General features: G+C 41.9%; 17 protein-coding genes and 1 tRNA gene. 14 read left to right on the forward strand and 4 right to left on the reverse strand.

The features are described 5' to 3' along the window. Positions 1–166: 166 nt before the first annotated feature. From ATHSA_RS01345 to ATHSA_RS01410, 14 genes are read left to right on the forward strand one after another with little or no spacing between them, the layout of a single operon-like run. A complete protein-coding gene (locus ATHSA_RS01345) occupies positions 167–1,174 on the forward strand; it encodes a LacI family DNA-binding transcriptional regulator (RefSeq protein WP_161847398.1) in 1,008 nt (335 codons plus the stop codon). Further along, entirely contained in the window at positions 1,152–2,264 is a 1,113-nt protein-coding gene (locus ATHSA_RS01350; protein WP_161847399.1) for an aldo/keto reductase, read from the forward strand. The genes ATHSA_RS01345 and ATHSA_RS01350 overlap by 23 nt, the downstream gene beginning before the upstream one ends. Before the next feature lie 11 nt (positions 2,265–2,275). After that, positions 2,276–3,268, forward strand: coding sequence for an aldo/keto reductase (locus ATHSA_RS01355; RefSeq protein ID WP_161847400.1), 993 nt, complete (start codon positions 2,276–2,278; stop codon positions 3,266–3,268). 14 nt (positions 3,269–3,282) lie between these two features. After that, positions 3,283–4,248, forward strand: a complete 966-nt coding sequence (locus ATHSA_RS01360; protein WP_161847401.1) for an aldo/keto reductase — start codon at positions 3,283–3,285, stop codon at positions 4,246–4,248. Positions 4,249–4,252: 4 nt separating this feature from the next. Then, a complete protein-coding gene (locus ATHSA_RS01365; RefSeq protein ID WP_170288392.1) occupies positions 4,253–5,269 on the forward strand; it encodes a HoxN/HupN/NixA family nickel/cobalt transporter in 1,017 nt (338 codons plus the stop codon). Next, on the forward strand, positions 5,266–6,399 hold the full coding sequence (locus tag ATHSA_RS01370; protein WP_161847402.1) for an aldo/keto reductase: 1,134 nt from the start codon (positions 5,266–5,268) through the stop codon (positions 6,397–6,399). The genes ATHSA_RS01365 and ATHSA_RS01370 overlap by 4 nt, the downstream gene beginning before the upstream one ends. A 21-nt stretch (positions 6,400–6,420) precedes the next feature. Further along, complete coding sequence (locus ATHSA_RS01375) at positions 6,421–8,046, forward strand: radical SAM protein (protein WP_161847403.1); 1,626 nt, start codon at positions 6,421–6,423, stop codon at positions 8,044–8,046. Then, positions 8,036–9,151, forward strand: coding sequence for a 1-deoxy-D-xylulose-5-phosphate reductoisomerase (dxr, locus tag ATHSA_RS01380; protein WP_161847404.1), 1,116 nt, complete (start codon positions 8,036–8,038; stop codon positions 9,149–9,151). Before ATHSA_RS01375 ends, dxr begins: the two co-directional genes overlap by 11 nt. Continuing rightward, positions 9,151–10,644: a M50 family metallopeptidase gene (locus ATHSA_RS01385; protein WP_232060103.1), complete on the forward strand. Its 1,494-nt coding sequence runs from the start codon at positions 9,151–9,153 to the stop codon at positions 10,642–10,644. The genes dxr and ATHSA_RS01385 overlap by 1 nt, the downstream gene beginning before the upstream one ends. Before the next feature lie 37 nt (positions 10,645–10,681). Continuing rightward, positions 10,682–11,491, forward strand: a complete 810-nt coding sequence (locus ATHSA_RS01390) for an FAD binding domain-containing protein (RefSeq protein WP_161847406.1) — start codon at positions 10,682–10,684, stop codon at positions 11,489–11,491. Then, a complete protein-coding gene (locus tag ATHSA_RS01395; protein WP_161847407.1) occupies positions 11,488–11,952 on the forward strand; it encodes a (2Fe-2S)-binding protein in 465 nt (154 codons plus the stop codon). The genes ATHSA_RS01390 and ATHSA_RS01395 overlap by 4 nt, the downstream gene beginning before the upstream one ends. Next, on the forward strand, positions 11,949–14,270 hold the full coding sequence (locus tag ATHSA_RS01400) for a xanthine dehydrogenase family protein molybdopterin-binding subunit (RefSeq protein ID WP_161847408.1): 2,322 nt from the start codon (positions 11,949–11,951) through the stop codon (positions 14,268–14,270). The genes ATHSA_RS01395 and ATHSA_RS01400 overlap by 4 nt, the downstream gene beginning before the upstream one ends. Continuing rightward, complete coding sequence (locus tag ATHSA_RS01405) at positions 14,263–15,537, forward strand: HD-GYP domain-containing protein (RefSeq protein ID WP_161847409.1); 1,275 nt, start codon at positions 14,263–14,265, stop codon at positions 15,535–15,537. Before ATHSA_RS01400 ends, ATHSA_RS01405 begins: the two co-directional genes overlap by 8 nt. Then, entirely contained in the window at positions 15,534–16,904 is a 1,371-nt protein-coding gene (locus ATHSA_RS01410; RefSeq protein WP_161847410.1) for a ComEC/Rec2 family competence protein, read from the forward strand. The genes ATHSA_RS01405 and ATHSA_RS01410 overlap by 4 nt, the downstream gene beginning before the upstream one ends. On the opposite strand, the gene ATHSA_RS01415 is transcribed toward ATHSA_RS01410, so the two are convergent. The 4 genes from ATHSA_RS01415 to ATHSA_RS01430 form a co-directional block, all read right to left on the reverse strand. Beyond that, on the reverse strand, positions 16,807–17,286 hold the full coding sequence (locus tag ATHSA_RS01415) for a Fur family transcriptional regulator (protein ID WP_161847411.1): 480 nt from the start codon (positions 17,284–17,286) through the stop codon (positions 16,807–16,809). The genes ATHSA_RS01410 and ATHSA_RS01415 overlap by 98 nt on opposite strands. Before the next feature lie 6 nt (positions 17,287–17,292). Next, complete coding sequence (locus ATHSA_RS01420; protein ID WP_161847412.1) at positions 17,293–18,507, reverse strand: pyridoxal phosphate-dependent aminotransferase; 1,215 nt, start codon at positions 18,505–18,507, stop codon at positions 17,293–17,295. Between the two features lie 19 nt (positions 18,508–18,526). Then, positions 18,527–19,165 (reverse strand): LptA/OstA family protein, encoded by a 639-nt coding sequence (locus ATHSA_RS01425; protein WP_161847413.1) that lies wholly within the window; start codon positions 19,163–19,165, stop codon positions 18,527–18,529. 88 nt (positions 19,166–19,253) lie between these two features. Next, positions 19,254–19,329, reverse strand: a tRNA-Gly gene (locus ATHSA_RS01430). Between the last annotated feature and the right edge of the window lie 31 nt (positions 19,330–19,360).

Raw genomic sequence — 19,360 nt, forward strand, 5'->3', positions numbered from 1 at the left:
GCGAAGATTATATATAACAAAGGTAAATATAAAACTTTGTTATCATTAAACTTTGATGTTTAAGTCATTAATCTGTTATTACACCTTAATGTTTTGAATTTTTCTTTTTGATCCCGTCCCCTCGATGTGATATAATAGAGCAAACGTTTGCTCACAGAGGGATAAAATGGCTACAATGCGAGATATTGCCAAACTCTCAAAGGTTTCTGTTTCCACCGTTTCGAGAGTTTTGAGCGGGAAAGGAAGAGTAAGTGCCGAAAAAAGAAATGAAATAATCAACCTTGCCAACCAATTCCACTACGTCCCAAATTATCACGCCAAATGTATGACAAAAAAAGGCGTTATCACTGTAGGCCTTGTAGTCCCTGATATATCGAATCCTTTCTTTTCAAAACTCACCATGGGAATAGAATCAGAACTCAAAGATAGCGCGCTTTTGATACTGATGAATTCTTTTCGTGACATCGAAAGAGAAAAGAAACTCTCCCTTCTTCTTAGAGACAACGGTGCAAAGGGAATAATAATGGGAAATTCACATGTCGAAGATGATTTCGTATTTGAAATTTCGAAGTACATTCCCGTCGTGGTCTTCGATAAAGAGTACAATCTACCAAATATAAGCACGATAAAGTTGGACAACATCTACGGCGCTTATCTTGCAACGAACCATCTTATTGAAATCGGTTGCTCAAATATAATTCATTTTGGTGGATTTGACGATCTTGATGTATCAATTCAGAGAAAAGAGGGTTATAAAAAAGCCATCAGAAAGGGAATGCAACCTTACGTAGTTCCGACTGGATATGACGAAAGATCGGGATACGAAAAGGCAAAAAAGGTTTTGTCATCAAAAAAATTCGACGGGGCCTTTTGCATGAATGATCTCGTCGCGATAGGAGTTTTAAAGGCGGCAAAAGAAATGGGAATCCGGGTTTCACAGGATCTTAAAATAATAGGCTTTGACGATACAGAACTTTGCGAGGTTGTGACTCCTACGCTTTCATCCATTCACCAGCCGATTGAAGAAATGGGAAGGGCAGCAGCACGAGCACTTTTGAAGATGATCGAGGGAGAGGAAAGTTCGAGATCGTATCTTTTTTCTCCATCATTAATCGTTAGGGGTTCAACTTTACCTAAAAGAGGTGATAAAGATGCAAAAGAGGAAGTTGGGTAAAACCGGAATCGAAGTGTCGATTTTGGGTCTTGGTGGATTTCATATGCTTGAAATCTCAAAAGAACTCGTATCTAAATTGATGGATATTTATCTTGAAGCGGGCGGAAATTACGTCGAGACTGCTGCTGAATATGGAGACGGAGAATCTGAAAAAAAGATGGCATACGCACTCAAAGGAAGAAGATCAAAAGTTGTACTGGCAAGCAAATGTCACGCGAGAGATTACGAAGGTGCCAGAACTTTCATCGATAGAACTCTATCAAATCTTCAAACTGACCATCTCGATCTTCTGTTTTTGCACCACGTCACAAGCCAAAAGGATGTAGATGCTTTGTTATCGAGGCCATCGGCGCTCGATTACGTGCTTGAGGCAAAGAAAAAAGGACTTGTAAGGGCCATCGGAATTTCTTTTCACGGCCTGCCGGATTATGCCCTGAAAGTTTTGAAGTCTCAGGATCTTGACGTTGTCATGACACAGTTTAACTATTACGACAAATTCAACTTCCCTTCCACATTTGATACACTCCTTCCTTACGCGAGATCTCGTGGAATGGGAGTTGTTGGCATGAAGGCCTTCGCAGATGGCTATCTGTATCGTTCGGTCGAGGATGCACTGAGGTATTCTCTCTCTCAGGACATAGACACAATGGTCGTTGGATCCAATTCAGAAGAAATGCTTTTAAAGGATATATCCATAGTTCAATCTTTTAAGCCCATGACACAAAAGTCCATGGACAACCTGTATTATAGAGCTCCAGAACTCGGTAATTACGTCTGCAGATTATGCAACAAATGCCTGCCATGTCCGGAGGGCATAGATATCCCGACAATCTTCAAGTATGAAGGTTGGTACGACAGGCAAATGAGAGATTACAAACCACACGAAGCGCCTGATTACGCGCTCAGAGAAAGACTTGCCTTCTGGTATGGAAATCAAAATGAGGCAAAAGAGGCTTATAAAAAACTCAATAAAACCTATAAAGATTGTACCAATTGCGGAATATGCGAAGAAAGATGTCCTTACGATTTACCGGTAGTCGAGAAGTTGAAACTTGTCGATTTCAAACTTGGAAATGGAGAAATTTTTTGAGGAGGTACTTTATGAATTACAAAAATCTTGGTAAGACCGGATTAAAAGTTTCGGAATTGTGCCTTGGAACGATGAATTTTGGAAATCCAACAGATGAAAAGACTTCCATAAAAATAATAGATAAGTTCATAGAAGCGGGAGGAAATTTCATAGATACGGCTAACGTTTACAACCATGGAATATCGGAAGAGATCGTCGGAAAGGCTCTCAAGAATAGAAGGGACTCCGTGGTACTTGCGACAAAGGTTCATGGGAAAATGGGCCCGGGTCCAAATGACGGAGGAAATGGGAAAAAGCATATTCTTCACGAAGTGGAGAATAGCCTTAGAAGACTCCAAACCGATTACATAGACCTTTACTGGATCCATAGGCCCGATCCATCAACTCCCATCGAGGAAACTCTCGAGGCACTCGATTATCTTGTAAAGAAAGGATATGTGAGATTTATAGGTACATCTACATTTCCGGCATGGCAGATAGTCGAATCTCTTTGGATAAGCGATAAAAGAAATCTGGTCAAATTCGTTGCCGAACAACCACCTTACAGCATAATAGAAAGGCAGATCGAAAACCGTGTACTTCCAATGTGCGAACATTTTGGCCTTGGTGTTGTCTCATGGAGTCCTTTGGCCGGGGGGTGGCTTGCCGGCAGGTACAAAAGGGGAAATCCCGCTCCAGAAGACAGCAGAGCAGCACAGCATCCGGAATGGAGAGACATGGCAGTTGAAGCCAAAAGTGCAGAACAACGTTTTAGAATCATAGAAGAGATAGAAAAATACGCAAAGAAATTAAACACTTCGATGGCCGCGCTTTCTCTTGCGTGGGTTATGTCAAATCCTGTTATAACGGCACCAATAATAGGGCCAAAACATGAGGAACATTTAGACGATTATCTTAAGGCAACTGAAATAAAGGTCCCCGAAGAGTTTAAAAAGAGAATAGATGATCTGATACCTCCAGGAACTTCATTATGGCAAAGTGAAAATGCCTCTTTCGTGATATGAAAGGAGTGATTTAGATGGAATACAGGAAAGTAGGAAAATGGGGATTGAAGATAAGCGAATTGGGATTTGGTACATGGCTGACATTCGGGCCCCAGTTAGACGTTGACACATCGAAGAAGATAATAAGAGAAGCGTTTAAAAACGGGATAAACTTTTTTGACACGGCCGAGGCGTATCAGGGAGGGATGGCCGAATACATATTGAGTCAATCTCTCAAAGAGTTTAGAAGGGAAGACCTTGTGGTATCGACGAAGATATTCTGGGGAGGGCCCGGACCAAATGACACGGGGTTATCGAGGAAGCATCTTGTGGAAGGTTTGAGGAATTCACTAAAGAGGCTTGAGATGGAATATGTGGACATAGTGTACTGTCACAGGCCGGACCCGACGGTGCCGATGGAAGAGGTAGTAATGGGGATGGATTATCTGATAAGAAGCGGTATGGCTCTGTACTGGGGGACATCTGAATGGAGCGCGGCCGAGATAGAGGAGGCGCACAAGGTATGCAGGGAATGGAAATGCATCGAGCCTATAGTTGAACAGCCGCAGTACAACATGCTCAAAAGAGACAGAGTCGAGAAGGAATACCTTCCTATATACGAAAAGTATGGAATGGGACTGACCATATGGAGTCCTTTAAATGCCGGCATACTAACAGGAAAATACAATGAAGGTATCCCAAAGGGAAGCAGGCTTGACGTATTCAAAGAGAATGGCGGCCTTAAGGGAAATATAAATGAGGCCGGAGGTTTTAACGAAAAAACGATAAAAAAGGTAAAAAAACTTACAAAGATAGCGGAAGGCCTTGGAGTTAAGATGTCTCAACTTGCCATTGCGTGGGTTTTGAAAAATGACCATGTGAGCAGTGCCATTTTGGGAGTAAGTAAAATCGATCAACTTTACGAGAATTTAGAATCCGTAAAGGTCAAGGAAAAACTTACGCCAGACGTTATGAAAGAAATAGAAGATATTTTAAGGTGATATGATGTTTGGATCGCTAAAAAAACGTCTTATCGCACTGTTCATAATTTTGGGCACCTTTAACGCTATAGTTTGGTTTTTGATGGTAAAAATGAGCATCCTTAATTCCACTTTGATCGGGATAGGTGCCCTTGCCTATTTCTTCGGTTTGCGCCATGCCTTTGATGCAGATCATATAGCCGCAATAGACAATGTCACGAGAAAATTAAGGCAGGAAGAAAAGAAACCCGTCGGGGTGGGTTTCTTTTTCTCACTTGGTCATTCTACGGTTGTAATACTACTTTCTCTCGCACTGGTCTTCGCGATAAGAGATGTAAAGGGCCAGATGGGATTCTTGCAACAATGGGGAGGCCTTGTTGGGACCATTGTATCGGCAAGTTTCCTGACGGCCATAGGTCTTATGAATTTCGTGATCTTCAAGCGCCTCAGACATATTTTTATCGAAAGTAAAAATGGTTCGAAATCTGAAGATGTAAATAAAGGAATAGAAGAGTTGTTGAATAAGCGTGGATTTTTCTCAAACATTTTCAGATTTTTGTTCAAAAACATAGACAAAAGTTGGAAAATGTATCCAATAGGTTTTCTATTCGGTCTTGGATTTGACACGGCAACGGAAGTCGCGATCCTCGGGATCTCTGCCACGATGGCGCAAAATGGGAAGATGCCTGTATGGGAAATAATGATCTTTCCATTCCTATTTACGGCAGGAATGAGTTTGATGGATTCTCTCGACGGCGTCGCAATGTTAAAGGCTTACGACTGGGCGATGGTCGATGGAATGAGAAAACTTTTTTTCAACATGACGATCACGGGTATGTCAGTTCTCGTGGCACTTATAATAGGATTCATAGAGTGGATTCAGGTCATTGGCCTTCAGTTGAATCTCGGAGGTCCATTTTGGAATGGAATTGAAAATCTTGATTTTGGGGTACTTGGTGTAATCGTGGTGGCATTGATGATCTCGACATGGATCATAGCCTACCTTTATTACAAAAAAGCCTTAAGTTGGAGGGAAAGATGATATACAGAAAATTCGGTAAGATTGGTATCGAGGTTTCAGAACTTGGATTTGGATGCATGAGACTACCGGTAATCGACGGAGATTACGGAAAGATAGACGAAAAAAAGGCAACTGAGATGTTAAGGTACGCAATAGACAACGGCGTCAATTACGTCGACACAGCCTATCCTTATCACAAAGGAATGAGCGAGATCTTCGTGGGAAAAGCGCTAAAAGATGGGTACAGGGAAAAGGTTTATCTCGCCACGAAATCGCCTGTGTGGCTTGTGAATGAAAGGATCGATTTTGATAAGTATCTTGACGAGCAACTCAAAAAACTTCAAACGGATCACGTAGACATGTACTTACTCCATGCCCTTGGAAAGGACAGATGGTCAAAGATAAAATCACTTAATGTCTTCGATTTCGTCGAAAAGGCTAAAAAAGATGGAAGGATAAGGAATATAGGTTTTTCATTCCATGATGAGTTTAAGGTCTTTAAAGAGATAGTCGATTCTTACGATTGGGACTTTTGCCAGATCCAACTCAACTATTTAGATGAACATTTTCAGGCAGGAATAGGTGGTCTAAAATACGCCTCCAAAAAAGGTATGGCAGTTATAATAATGGAGCCCATAAAGGGAGGAAAACTGGCCGGAAAATTGCCTTCAGAGGCGATAGAGATATTCAAAGACACGAATTTTAAAAGAACGCCTGCCGAATGGGCATTAAGATGGGTCTGGGATCATCCGGAAGTGTCTCTTTTGCTTAGCGGAATGAGTGATATGAATCAGGTTATAGAAAATGTGAAATCTGCAAATGTAGAACCGAATTCATTGACTACCGAGGAAAGAGAAGCAATAAATAAAGTAAAGGACATCTTTAAAAGGCGTCTCAAGGTAGATTGCACATCATGTAATTACTGCATGCCTTGTCCAAATGGAGTACACATTCCAGACATTTTTAGGCTTTACAACGATGCCTCTCTTTTCGATGAATTCGAAAATTCCAAAAGAGAGTATAAGAATTTCATCGAAGGTCATTTTGACGCCTCTAAATGTATAGAATGCGGAGACTGTGAGAAGGTCTGTCCACAACATTTGCCGATAAGAAGGCTTTTGAAAGAGGCAGATGCCGCCTTAAGGATGTAAAATTTGGTATAATTTCACTTGATGAAAATCTTACTTCTCGATGGTTACGTTGATGAGCCGGCACACTTCGGTGTGCCTCCTTATATTTCAACCTATTCGCGTTACATCGCCGGCATAGCGAGAATGGCCGGTGCTGATCTTTTTTACGAAACCATAGATGAATTCAGAACTCGCGGCCTTTCCGATGCGGATATCTTGATCGTCGTTGGAGGAGTAACGGTCCCTGGCAATTACGTCGGCGGAATTCCCATGACCGTAGAGGAAGCGACAGAAATAGCAAATAAATTCAAAGGGAAAAAGATAATAATAGGATCGATGGCCTATTACTCGGTCGACAGATCTGGCGGAGTAGTTGCAAAGTTAAGGTCATTTGAAGGGTATGATTTTTCACTCTGGCTTGATTACGAAAGAAAACTTTATGAGATATTGACCGGAAAAATATGGAATGAAAGCAGGTACGCGCTTGTAAAGATCGCATCCGTTGAAGGCGCAGAAATAATAAGATCGCATCCCAATTTCCCCGCGTTGATGTGTGAAATCGAACTTGGGCTGGGATGCGAAAAAGCGGTAAAATGTTCTTTTTGCACAGAACCATTGTGGGGTCCTTCCATCTCAAGGCCAATTGAGGATGTGATAGATGAGGCAGGATCACTTTCAAAAAATGGATGCAAATACTTCAGGCTCGGCAGGATTTCGAATATATTCGCTTACATGGCAAAGAAAGGACCCGATCCAAAAGCGATCGAAGAACTTTACACAGGGATAAGATCGAATGCGCCTAATTTAAAAGTTCTTCATACGGATAACGCAAATCCAGGGTATATTTATTCGAATATGAAAAGTTGCGAGGAAATAGCAGGCATAATATCTTCTCACAACACGCCGGGCGATGTACTCTCGATGGGCGTCGAATCTTTTGATCCACGCGTTATAAATATGAACAATTTGAAGATAGGCGCCGAACAATTCATCGAAGTTGTAAGGATGATAAATTCCGTTGGTGGCAAGAGAGTCGATGGTGTGCCAAAATTATTGCCGGGAATAAATTTGCTTTATGGCCTTATTGGCGAAACAAAGATGACGTACGATATCAACTTCGATGCCCTCATGAAGATCCTCAACGAAGGATTGCTCGTAAGACGTGTTAATATAAGAAAGGTGATGGCCTTTCCCGGCACACCGCTTTTCGAAACACTCAACGGAAAGGCGCCCAAGGTCAATGATTCGATGTACAAACACCATAAATTCATGGTAAGAAAATTTTTCGATCATGAGATGATAAAAAGGGTATTCCCAGCGGGCACGATTTTAAGGGATGTCATAATAGAATACACTGAAGGTAAGATCTCTTACGGCAGACAGATCGGCACATATGCGCTGTTGGTGGGCATTCCAAAGATTTTAAAGAAAGGCACACTTTTAGATTGCGTCATAACGGATCACGGTCAAAGATCTATAACGGCCTTACCTATTCCTATACGTATCAATCAAGAAGATTACGATCTTCTAAAATGGATTCCTTCGGTCGGGCTTAAATCTTCCGAATTGATACTCAAAAGGCCCTTCAATTCTTTCGATGAAATGATAATAAAGACGGGAATAAAATTTCCTGAATGGATGAGAGAGATGGTGAGTTTTGAAAGATAAAAAAAGAGTTGTAATCCTTGGATCGACTGGAACGATAGGAAAGATGGCAGCAGACGTGCTTTCTAAAAATGATGAATTTGAGGTTGTAGGTCTTTTGGCAAGAAAAAGCCTTAAGACTTTACTGGAGATGAAGTCCACATTTCCTCACGCGATGACGGCCTTGACTGAAGAACTCTCTGATGATGTCGATTTCACAGGTTCAGAAAGCGTTGAAGCGCTTCTCGAATCGACAAAACCAGATATCGTTGTCGTCGGTGTTTCGGGATTTATCGGGTTGAAATATTCGCTTTTGTCCGCACAGCATTCAAAAAGGCTTTGCCTTGCCAATAAAGAATCGATCGTGACGGGAGGAAGATTTTTCCTAAATGCCGTCAAATCTTACGGATGCGAAATAATACCCGTCGATAGCGAGCACAACGCGATCTTTCAACTTATAGATTCGGAAAGATCTAAAATTGAGTCTATATATTTGACTGCCTCGGGTGGGGCAATAAGGGATATTCCAGTCGAGGCTCTTGAAAAGGTTACACCCGAGAAGGTTTTAAAACATCCGGTATGGAATATGGGATCTCGGATAACGGTCGACTCGTCGACGATGTTCAACAAGGGTCTTGAAGTCATGGAGGCGCATTTTTTATTTGGTTTTCCTCCAGAAAAAATCAACGTGCTCGTTCATCCTGAGGGAAAGATTCATGGTATTATAGAACTCGAGGATGGAACATTTAAAGCCTTTATATCGAAGGCAGATATGCGTATACCTATAGAATACGCGCTTCTTTACCCGAAGAGATCGTACAAGAATGAAAAATTCGACTTATCTGGAAATTTGCAACTTTTAAGGCCCGATCCTTTGAAATATCCGGCATTAGAACTCGCATATGAATGCCTCAAAGCAGGAGATGGATCGAGAATAGCGTATAACGCCGCCGACGAGGTGGCAGTTGAATATTTTTTAAGGGGGAAGATAGGATTTTTACAGATATACGATATCGTTAAAAAAGTTGTGGAAAAAGGGTGGGAAAAAGATTTGAACGATTATGAATCCATTGAAAGCATTGACAGAGAAAGTAGGATCCTCGCAACGGAGTTGTTGAGCAAATGGTAATGAGCATAATATATTTCATACTTATCCTCATCGGAATAGTCCTCGTCCATGAATTCGGTCATTTCATATTTGCAAAACTTTTTAAAGTTTACGTCCTTGAATTCGCGTTTGGATTTGGTCCAAAGATCTTCTCCATCAAAGGAAAGGAGACAGAATATAGATTCAATGCGGTCCCTCTCGGCGGATACGTCAAGATGGCCGGAGAGGATCCAAATGTCGAAAAAATTGAGGGCGTTCCGAAGGAAAGGATGCTTTATTTTAAATCGCCTTGGAAAAGGCTCATAATAGTTGCCGCGGGGCCTGCTTTCAGTATCCTTGCAGCCTACGTTTTGATGATCTTCGTATCAGTCATCTGGGGATTTCCACAGGCCCTCGTTGACTGGGTCGTTCCCAATTCGCCGGCAGCCGTCTCTGGACTTCAGCCTGGAGACAGAATAATATCCGTAAACGGTAACGTCATACTTAATCCAGACGAAACTGTTACATTCATAAGCGGCCAAAAAGAAGTCAGGATGACATACATCAGAAATGGTCAAAGGTATAAGACTAAAATAGTCCCGCAGGAGATCGGGCCCCAGTATTTCATGGTACTTAACGGAAATGTTTCAACTGGAACTACCCTTGAAAAAGTCGGAACCATTCCATTTAACGAACAAAATCAGATCCTGAATGGATCGCTTCTTACCTTCTCGAATGGTTCAACGGCACTTGTGATAAATTATCAGTACATTCAAAAAAGCAAATTGATAGGTATCTACATGCAATCTATGTCCAACAAAATAGCATCTGTAAATCCAGCGTACGGTCTTAAAACAGGAGATAAAATTCTATCTATAGACGGTGTGATCGCAAATGGATCTTTGGGCCTTCAAAATGCGATAGAAATTGGCGAATACGCTACGGGAACTGGAACTTTTGCGATTATAAATGGAAATAAGGTCATCACGGCTTTTAAATACGAAGCCCCTTCAGATGGAGTCAAAATAGTTTACGAAAGAGATGGAAATGTCGGATCGATTATTCTGACACACGATCAATTCAACTCATTCATAAACTCTCTCGAGTTATTCCCAGCCTACAGCAACTGGTACCCGGGACCTTTTGACGCGATAGGGTACGGCATTGTTTACACGAACAGGATCTTCACAAGCATGATAACATTCCTTGGAAATCTCTTCACAGTTAAAAATCCTTTGAACCAATTTACAGGTCCCGTTGGCCTTGTTAAGATAGTGGGACAGGCCTCGGCGCAGGGACTTCAGACCTTGCTTACCTTAATAGCGCTTATAACCTTAAACCTTGGAATAATAAATCTCATACCATTCCCATCTCTTGACGGAAGTCATATAGTTTTCGCGCTTATAGAGATAATAACTAAAAAAAGGATTAACCCAAATGTCATAGGATACGTAAGCACGATAGGATTTTTCATACTTATGGCATTCTTTTTCTACATAACATATCTCGATCTTTCAAGGTTCTGGTTTAAATGATATAATTTTTTAAATTCATCAGAGGGGAGGAAGAATTTTGATCAACATTAAAGAATATGTTAAGCCAGACACGGTCCAGTCCGCGTACGAGATTGGCCAGATGCCAAATTCTCTTTACGTCAGCGGTGGTCTGATGGTCTCACAGATAAAGAGCGAAAGATTAGAAAGGCTGATAGACCTAAAAAGTTTAGATCTTGACTACATAAGAGAAGAAGAAAATTACTTTAAAATAGGTGCCAACACAAAACTTTCTTCTTTGATCTCCCATCCTGCCTTTTCAAATTTAGGGAAAGGTTTCATCAAAGAATCTATCAAAGAAATTGGAAGTGTGCAAATAAGGAATATGGCAACCGTTGGTGGATCCATTGCCTTTAGACTCGGATGGTCAGACGTTATAACGATCTTCATGACTGCCGGATCTCAAGTTGAGATCTACAAAGGAAACTTTCAAAGGATAAATTTAGAAGATTTTATATCTCAAAAAGTAAAAGGTGCCATAGTCACAGAGATAACCGTACCGAAGATCGATGGTAAATGCGTGTTCGAAAAATTCGCAAAGTCCAATTTCGATATCGCGACTTTGAACCTTGGCCTTAGAGTCTCTCTCGATGGCAAATTCGTAAAGGAAGCAAGACTCGTTGTCGGCTCAAGGCCTATGCTCTCTCAAAGAATAAGAGAAGTGGAAGAATTCATGATCGGCAAAGAAATAGACAAAGTTTCAAACGAGGCTTCTGAATTGATCCAGAAGGTGATCCAAACTGGAACGGATATAAGGGCAAGTGCCGAATACAGAAAAGCCTTAAGCGGCTCCTTACTTTTAAAGGCGTTGAGGAGGGTTGCGCAATGAGGGTGAATATCAAGATCAACGATAAAAACCATTCGATCGAAATAGAGCCCGGAGAGATGCTTTTGGAAACTCTCAGAAGACTTGGATACAAAGGGGTAAAGCATGCGTGCTCAACGGCAAGTTGCGGGGCATGCACAGTTCAAATAGACGGGAAGCCCGTCCTTTCCTGTTCAACATTCACGGCGGCAGTCGATGGACATGAAGTTAAAACGATAGAAGGATTTTCAAATGAAGGAGTACTTTCCGAAATTCAAAAAGCCATCCTTGAAGAAGGTGCTTCGCAGTGCGGATTTTGCATTCCCGGTCTTGTCGTTACCGCAGAGGCACTTTTAAAAGAAAATCCAGATCCAGATCAGAAAGAGATCATCGAATACCTAAAAGGAAATCTTTGCAGGTGCACGGGATACGAAAGTCAGACAAGGGCCATCATGAAGGCTGCAAAAGCGAGGCGAGAAAGATGAGTAAAGTCCTCACGGAAGAAAAGTTAAACGTTGTCAACACCCCCGTTGAAAAGGTTGACGGCAAAGCCCTCGTAAGAGGAAAGCCGGTATTTACCGATGACTTCGATCTTCCCAACGCTTTAACTGTGAAAATATTGAGAAGTCCCCACGCGCACGCGATAATAAAGTCTATAGACACCTCTGAGGCCATGATAGAAGGCGTTGCGTGCATTTTAACGTACAAAGATGTTCCGCATGTCATATACACGCGCGCGGGGCAGGGATATCCCGAACCTTCTCCTTACGACACTTTCATACTCGATAAAAAAGTAAGATATGTCGGTGATGCGGTGGCGATAATCGCAGCGGAAAATGAAAATATCGCCGAAAGGGCAATGAAATTGATAAAGGTGGATTACGAGATCCTTCCGGCCATCTTGGACTACGAGCACGCTCAAGATCCAGATGCACCGGTAATTCACGATGAGCCTGAAATATCCGGATCGTACGATCCTAAACACAACATCGCCTCGCATTACGAAATGGAAATAGGAAATGTCGAGGAAGAGTTAAAAAAATGCGATTACACAATCGATGAGGTCTACTACACGCCAAATCAATCACACGCCATGATGGAGCCACACACGGCCATCTCTTATTTCGACCCAAATGGAAGATTGACAGTCATAACATCTACACAGGTACCATTTCACGCAAGAAGGATTTTGAACCGCCTCTTTGGCGTTAATTGCAGGGTCATAAAGCCACGCATAGGCGGAGGGTTTGGAGGAAAACAGGCAATACATGTCGAGCCTTACGTTGTAGCCGTAACGTTGAAGACGGGAAGACCTGCAAAATGCGTCTACACCCGCGAAGAAACGATGACTGCTACCAACACGCGCCATGCCATGAGATTTAGAGTAAGGGCCGGCGCCATGAAAGATGGGACCTTGAGAGCGATAGAATTGTGGGGATTGTCCAACACAGGAGCCTATGGAGAACATGCGCTCACCGTTTTCATGGTAGCGGGATCGAAGACATTGCCGCTTTACAACAAAGTAAAGGCCGTTAAATTCGGAGGGGATGTCGTATATTCGAATACGGAACCGGCCGGAGCCTTTAGAGGCTATGGTGCGCCGCAGGGAATGTTCGCGTTAGATTCGGCCTTGGATGAACTTGCAAGGAAGATTGGTATAGATCCGATTGAATTCAAGTTGAAAAATTCGATCCGTGAAGGAGAAACCTCTCCTATTTTCAGGATAATGGGAGAGGGAAGAGAAGGTGTAGATCAGATAATAAGAAGTTGCAAGATAGAAGAATGTGCCATTGAAGGATCAAAGATATTCAACTGGTACGAAAAAATAAAAAGGCCGAGAATAGACATGAAAAAGAAGGTCGCCCATGGTTACGGTGTAGCCTTCGCAATGCAGGGATCATCGATTCCTGCCATAGACATGGGCGGGGCAACGCTAAAGATGAACGATGATGGCACATTCAACCTGCTGGTTGGAGCAACGGATCTCGGTACGGGCAGCGATACGATACTCGCTCAAATAGCGGCCGAAGTGCTTCACACGACTGTCGATAAGATAACAGTTTACTCGTCGGACACAGACATGACGCCATTCGATAAGGGTGCGTACGCCTCTTCCACAACCTACGTCTCGGGAAATGCCGTAAAAAAGGCGGCAGAAAAAATGAAGAAAGAAATATTAAAAGCGGCCTCGGAATTGTTTGAGAAGCCAGTCGAATTTCTCGATCTTGAAGAAGACAAAGTAGTTTGTGATGATGGCAGATCGATATCCTTTGCCGAGTTGCAGACAAAATTATTCTACACATTCAATCAAAGACAACTCGAGGTAACGGAATCTTTCGTGAGCGAGGTTGCGCCTCCTCCGTACCTTGTCTCATTTGCAGAAGTCGAGATAGACATGGAGACTGGAAAGGTAAAGGTCGTTGACTTTTTGAATTACATAGATTGTGGCGTTCCGATAAATCCGATACTCGCGAGAGGCCAGGTAGAAGGGGCATCGGCCCAAGGAATTGGAATTGCCCTTTTCGAAGATCACATAATGGACAAGAACGGAAGGCTTATAACCGATGATTTCTTCACGTACAAGATACCTGCAAGGGGAGACATAGGAAAGATAGAGGTAAGATTTGCAAAAAGTTATGAACCCACAGGACCCTTCGGAGCAAAGAGCGTCTCGGAAATAGGTCTGGATACGCCTGGGCCTGCAATAGCAAACGCAATTTACGATGCCCTCGGAATAAGAATGAGAAGATTGCCCATAAGATCGGAAGAGTTATTTTTTGAGATAAGAAAAAAGTATGGATAAGTTGATATTTCTCTACATTGTCGTAGCGCTTTTGGTAATCGTTTTGATCTTGTACTTGAGAAACGTACAAAGTTCTCTCAAAAAAATCTCGCAATTGCGGGACGAAAGGGAAAGACTCACAAAAGAAAATTCAGACCTCAAAAAGAAATTGTCCGAAATTTCGTCCATTTCACACAATTGCGAGAATTCGATTGAGAATTTCAAAAATGTCATATCGAATCTTGAGATAGTTTCACAGAAGAATTATTCAGAGTTTTTTGAAGGAATCCTCGATCTTGCCATTTCCTGTATTCCGGAGGCAAAGGCCGGAAGTATATCCATAATAGACGGAAGAAAATGGAAATACATGGCAATACGTGGAAGTGGCAAAAACTTGGAAAAATTGAAATCTCTCGATTTAAAAAGCGAATGGATGATACTCACTCCAAAGGTTTCGGTCATAGAGGATATCGCAAAGGCTAATGAAAAAAATGTTCCGCGGGAATACTCAAAAATAATAGAAGAGGTTGTTGGCGGCCATATATACAGATCTTTAGTCTTGCCATTGAAAAACGGAGGAGATCTCGTTGGGAATTGTTTCTTGGATGCACTTGAGGATATACAATTCTCAAGAAATTCGCATTCTATGGCCGAAATTCTTTCAAATCTCTTTTCAACCATGATAACTCTGAAATCGCTCGCCACTCTTCCAGAGGTTTCGATCAACAATTCCCTGAGAACTATCGTTAACTTTTACGAGATGAAAAATTCAGGAACAAGAGGCCATTCGGAGAATGTGGCGCATCTTGCCGTAAGGATCGGTGAAAGGATGAACCTTTCTCCACAGCAAATAGGAGATCTTTACTGGGCTGGCATCTTTCACGACATAGGACTTATCGCTGTACCGGATGAAATTCTCGAAAAACCCGGAAAATTGACGGATCAGGAATTTGAAGTTATGAAATCTCACACACTTATAGGAGAGAAAATGCTACAAATCTACGATCATCTCAAAGAGATGGGTCTTGTGGCGAGGACACATCATGAGAATTTCGATGGATCTGGATATCCAGAAAATCTCAAAGGAGGAAGTATCCCATTGCTTTCGAGAATAATATCATTGGCAGACGCTTTCGATACCATGAGAAGACCAAAAAATTACGGCGAAGGTTTGTCTACCGAAGAGGCCATAAAGCAGATCGAGGCAGACACTCCATCGAAATACGATCCCGAAATTTCGCGAATAGCGGTAGAAGTCTTTAAAAGTATATCGACAAGTACCAGATGAAAGCGCCATTCTTCATATTTTTCGTCTTTTCGATATCCGGCGCTTTACTTTCAGCATTTACAACGTGGAAAATCGGAATGGCCATTTTGGTTCTGGCCATCTTTTTTGTCATCGTCAAAAGAAATCTTATAATCGCATTTTCTTTGCTTTTCATGGGACTTTCGGCAGTACTTTTTCCTCCATTTATACCAAACGGGACATTTTTCATAACCGGAAGAATAAATCAGGTAAGCGGAAATGCCGTAAGTATTGGGAATGTTAAATTACACACACCCAGTGGATGGAAAAGGGCATCTGCAACTTATGTTATCGTTAAATCCAGCTCTTACCAAGATCCAAAAATTGCCGATCTTTTTATGGCGAGAATTGAAAAATCAGATGGGAAGGTCGTCGCACTGGAGGCATTTTGGACATATCTACCAGAGTCATTTATGGACGATGTGATGAGATGGGGTTCGAATATATCCGATTTTATTTACATGCATTTCAAAGAATACGTACCCGCCGGTGCAGACACCCTCGCTTCTGTTTTTCTCGGAAGAAGAGATGTTCCATACCAATTAAAACAAATGTACAACGAAAGTGGTTATGCACAGATCTTTGCAGTCTCTGGATCAAACGTGTGGATAATAGCAACCTTGTCTTTGATCTTTCTTTCCGAACTTGTGCCGATGAATTACGTTAAATACCCGATCGTTATAATGATAATAATCTTCTACGGAATCATAACGGGCCTTTCAATTCCAACCTTTCGTGCCATTTTAACCTTTGGAATTTACACGATCTTCAAAATCACGGGAAGAAATCAAAGCATGATGAATATTCTTGGTCTTGTCGGTCTTACTGAGGTCTTAATCGATGGATCTGTGATCTTCGATCCATCCTTTCAACTTTCTTATTCGGCAGTCATAGGAATGATAACGATCACGCCAATGTTGCCACGTTACAAGCCATACTACATATCAGATGCCATCAACGTGGCAATAGGCGCGAATATTGGCTTTACTCCATTTCTCATATTGAATTTTGGAAAAATATACCTCGCTTCTTTTCCATTCAACGCACTTGTGATTCCAATACTCATGACCATAGTAATGGAGGGAGCCATCTTTTTGAGCCTTTTCGCCATACTCGGCATAAAAATCGGAGAGATAATAGTGGGATCTGGTATCTCTCCGTTTGTGAAAATGCTCGATATTCTTGCTTACCTTACGACAAAAATGCCACTTTCAACGGTTAACGTGCCATCGAAAATGACATTTTTTGTCATCACTTTTTTGATACTTTCAATTTTTGTTTCACTTTATCTTCTTCGTTCGCAAGGCATTCAGGACAAATCCCGTAAATTTTCAATTGATGATCTTTGACTTTAAAGCCGGTTCTTTCTTCTATTATCTTTTCAAGATCATCAAGAAGATCCTCATCCAACTCGTAAACCTTCCCGCAAACAGTGCATATAAGGTGGTGATGCTGGTGGCCGGATTCTTCTTTTAACTCGTACCTTTCGAAGCCATCATCGAGATCTATCTTCGAAATAAGTCCCATCTTAACGAGCATCTCCAAAGTCCTGTAAATCGTCGCCTTACTTATATGGGATCGGGAATTCTTTCTCGAAAGGGCCCTGTACAGTTCATCAGGTGTAAAATGTTCTCCCTTGTGCTCAACTAAAAATGAAAAAATATTTTCTCTTTGAGAGGTTATTCTTAGATTTTGCTTTTTTAACTCTCCTCTCAACCTTTCGTTGGACAATCCATCTCACCTCTTGGAAAAGACTTTTTCTTTGGAATATTCCTCAATTCCCCTCGCAAGTATTCTACACGCATCTTTGAGATCTTCCGAATTCAAAACGTAAGCGATTCTTATTTCATTCTTGCCCATATTCGGCGTTACGTAAAATCCTCCCAGTGGCGCTACCATCGTTGTTTTTCCCTCGTAAGAAAAATTCTGGAGCATCCATTTGACGAATTCCTCAGAATCGTCTACAGGCAATTTGGCGGCAAGATAAAATGCTCCCTCTGGTTTATTCATGATTATTCCCGGTATATTTTTCAATTCGTTGTAAACCACATCTCTTCTCTTCTGGTATTCAGAGACCATCTCTTTGAAATAATTTTTGTCAAGATCGAACAATCCTATGGCACCGTACTGAGAAATATGATTAGCGGCTAAACGGGCCATGGCCATTTTCATGACACTTTCCATGATCCTTTTGTTCTTTGAAGCGATGGCCCCGATGCGCGCGCCGCAGATGTTGAATCTCTTCGACAGACTGTCTGCGATTATAACCCTTTCATGATTTCCAAAGTCCATCATCGAGTGTGCCTTAAGGCCATCAAAGGTTATCTCCCTGTATACCTCATCCGAGATAATGTACAGATCATTTCTGACCGCGAAGTCCATAATCATCTCGAGTTCGTCTTTCGTATATACAACGCCATTTGGGTTTCCCGGATTCGGAAAGAGAATCGCCCGTGTTTTCGGAGTCAGGGATCTTTCAAACTTTTCTACAGAGGGCATTCTGTATCCATCTTCGGCTTTAGACGTTACCGGAACAACGTTAACACCCAAAAATTTTGCAAACGCGGAATAATTAGCGTAAAATGGTTCAATCACCATTACATCGTCTCCGGGATCTGCAACAGCAGCTATAGCGAAACTCACAGCCTCGCTTCCGCCTTCCGTTATTATTATCTCACTCGCTTCAAACGGAATAGACCATTTTTTGTAATATTCGGAGAACTTTTCCCTTAATTCCATAAGTCCCGCCGAATTAGTGTAATCGTCTATACCGGAAAATGATCTTATTCTGTCGAAGTACACTTGCGGCGTCTTAAGGTCCGGTTGACCTATGTTGAGATGGTAGACCTTTATACCCCTTTTCTTCGCCTCATCGGCGTAAGGAACAAGTTTTCTTATTGGAGAGGCTGGTAACTCTTTTGCCCTCTTCGAGAGACCATCATATCTTTCCATCTGAGCGTCACCTCCAAAATTATTTGCCCGAAATCGTTATTTCCATCGTTACCTTCTTTAAAACTATTTTATTTGTAAATGTATCCATGATAAGTTCATCGGCGTAAGCCTTTTCCTTCGTTGAGGAGTTGTAAAGGTAGACATTTCCGGTTATATCAAGATAATTCTTTGACGCATCGTAGGAAAAGTTCTTTCCCTCGATGTAAATATCTTTCTTCGTTATAATGATAGGACTGCCTTGGCCCGTGTAAAAATTCGTTTTCGTGTTGAACTGAAGAGTCGAAGATCGAATGAATATCTGACCTCCGCTGGCATTTATCGTCATCGAGGCCATACCGGATAGAGTTCCAACATTTGTATTAAGATTGTAGACCATCGAATTTGCCGTGGCTGTCGCGTCGGAGGTGTAAATAAAAACATTACCTGTCGCTTGAGCGGTCGTCCAGTTAACGTTACCAATCGCGTCTTTTTGGCCAATTATGATTATTGAAGTGGCTACTATCGTGGTATTTCCTATCATTATCTTGCCATTCGTTATCGTAGTTCTTGTACTTCCGATTCCGTAATTGACCTCGCCGGCTATAACGTGAAGCGTGTCAGAGATCGATACAACCGAGAAAACAGCAATCAAAAGCAAAAAAGGTAGAAATTTTTTCATCTTTGCCTCCTCAGCAATATTTTACCATACAAAGATTACACAAGTACCCGATCGTGATAAAAAACAAAAGTGAGCCTTTCGCTCACTCTGGAGCGGGCAACGGGACTTGAACCCGCGACACTCGGCTTGGAAGGCCGATGCTCTACCAACTGAGCTATGCCCGCACGCACATAATTTTACCATAAAGAAATTTCA

This window comes from Athalassotoga saccharophila (genome assembly GCF_009936215.1).
GTDB lineage: Bacteria > Thermotogota > Thermotogae > Mesoaciditogales > Mesoaciditogaceae > Athalassotoga > Athalassotoga saccharophila.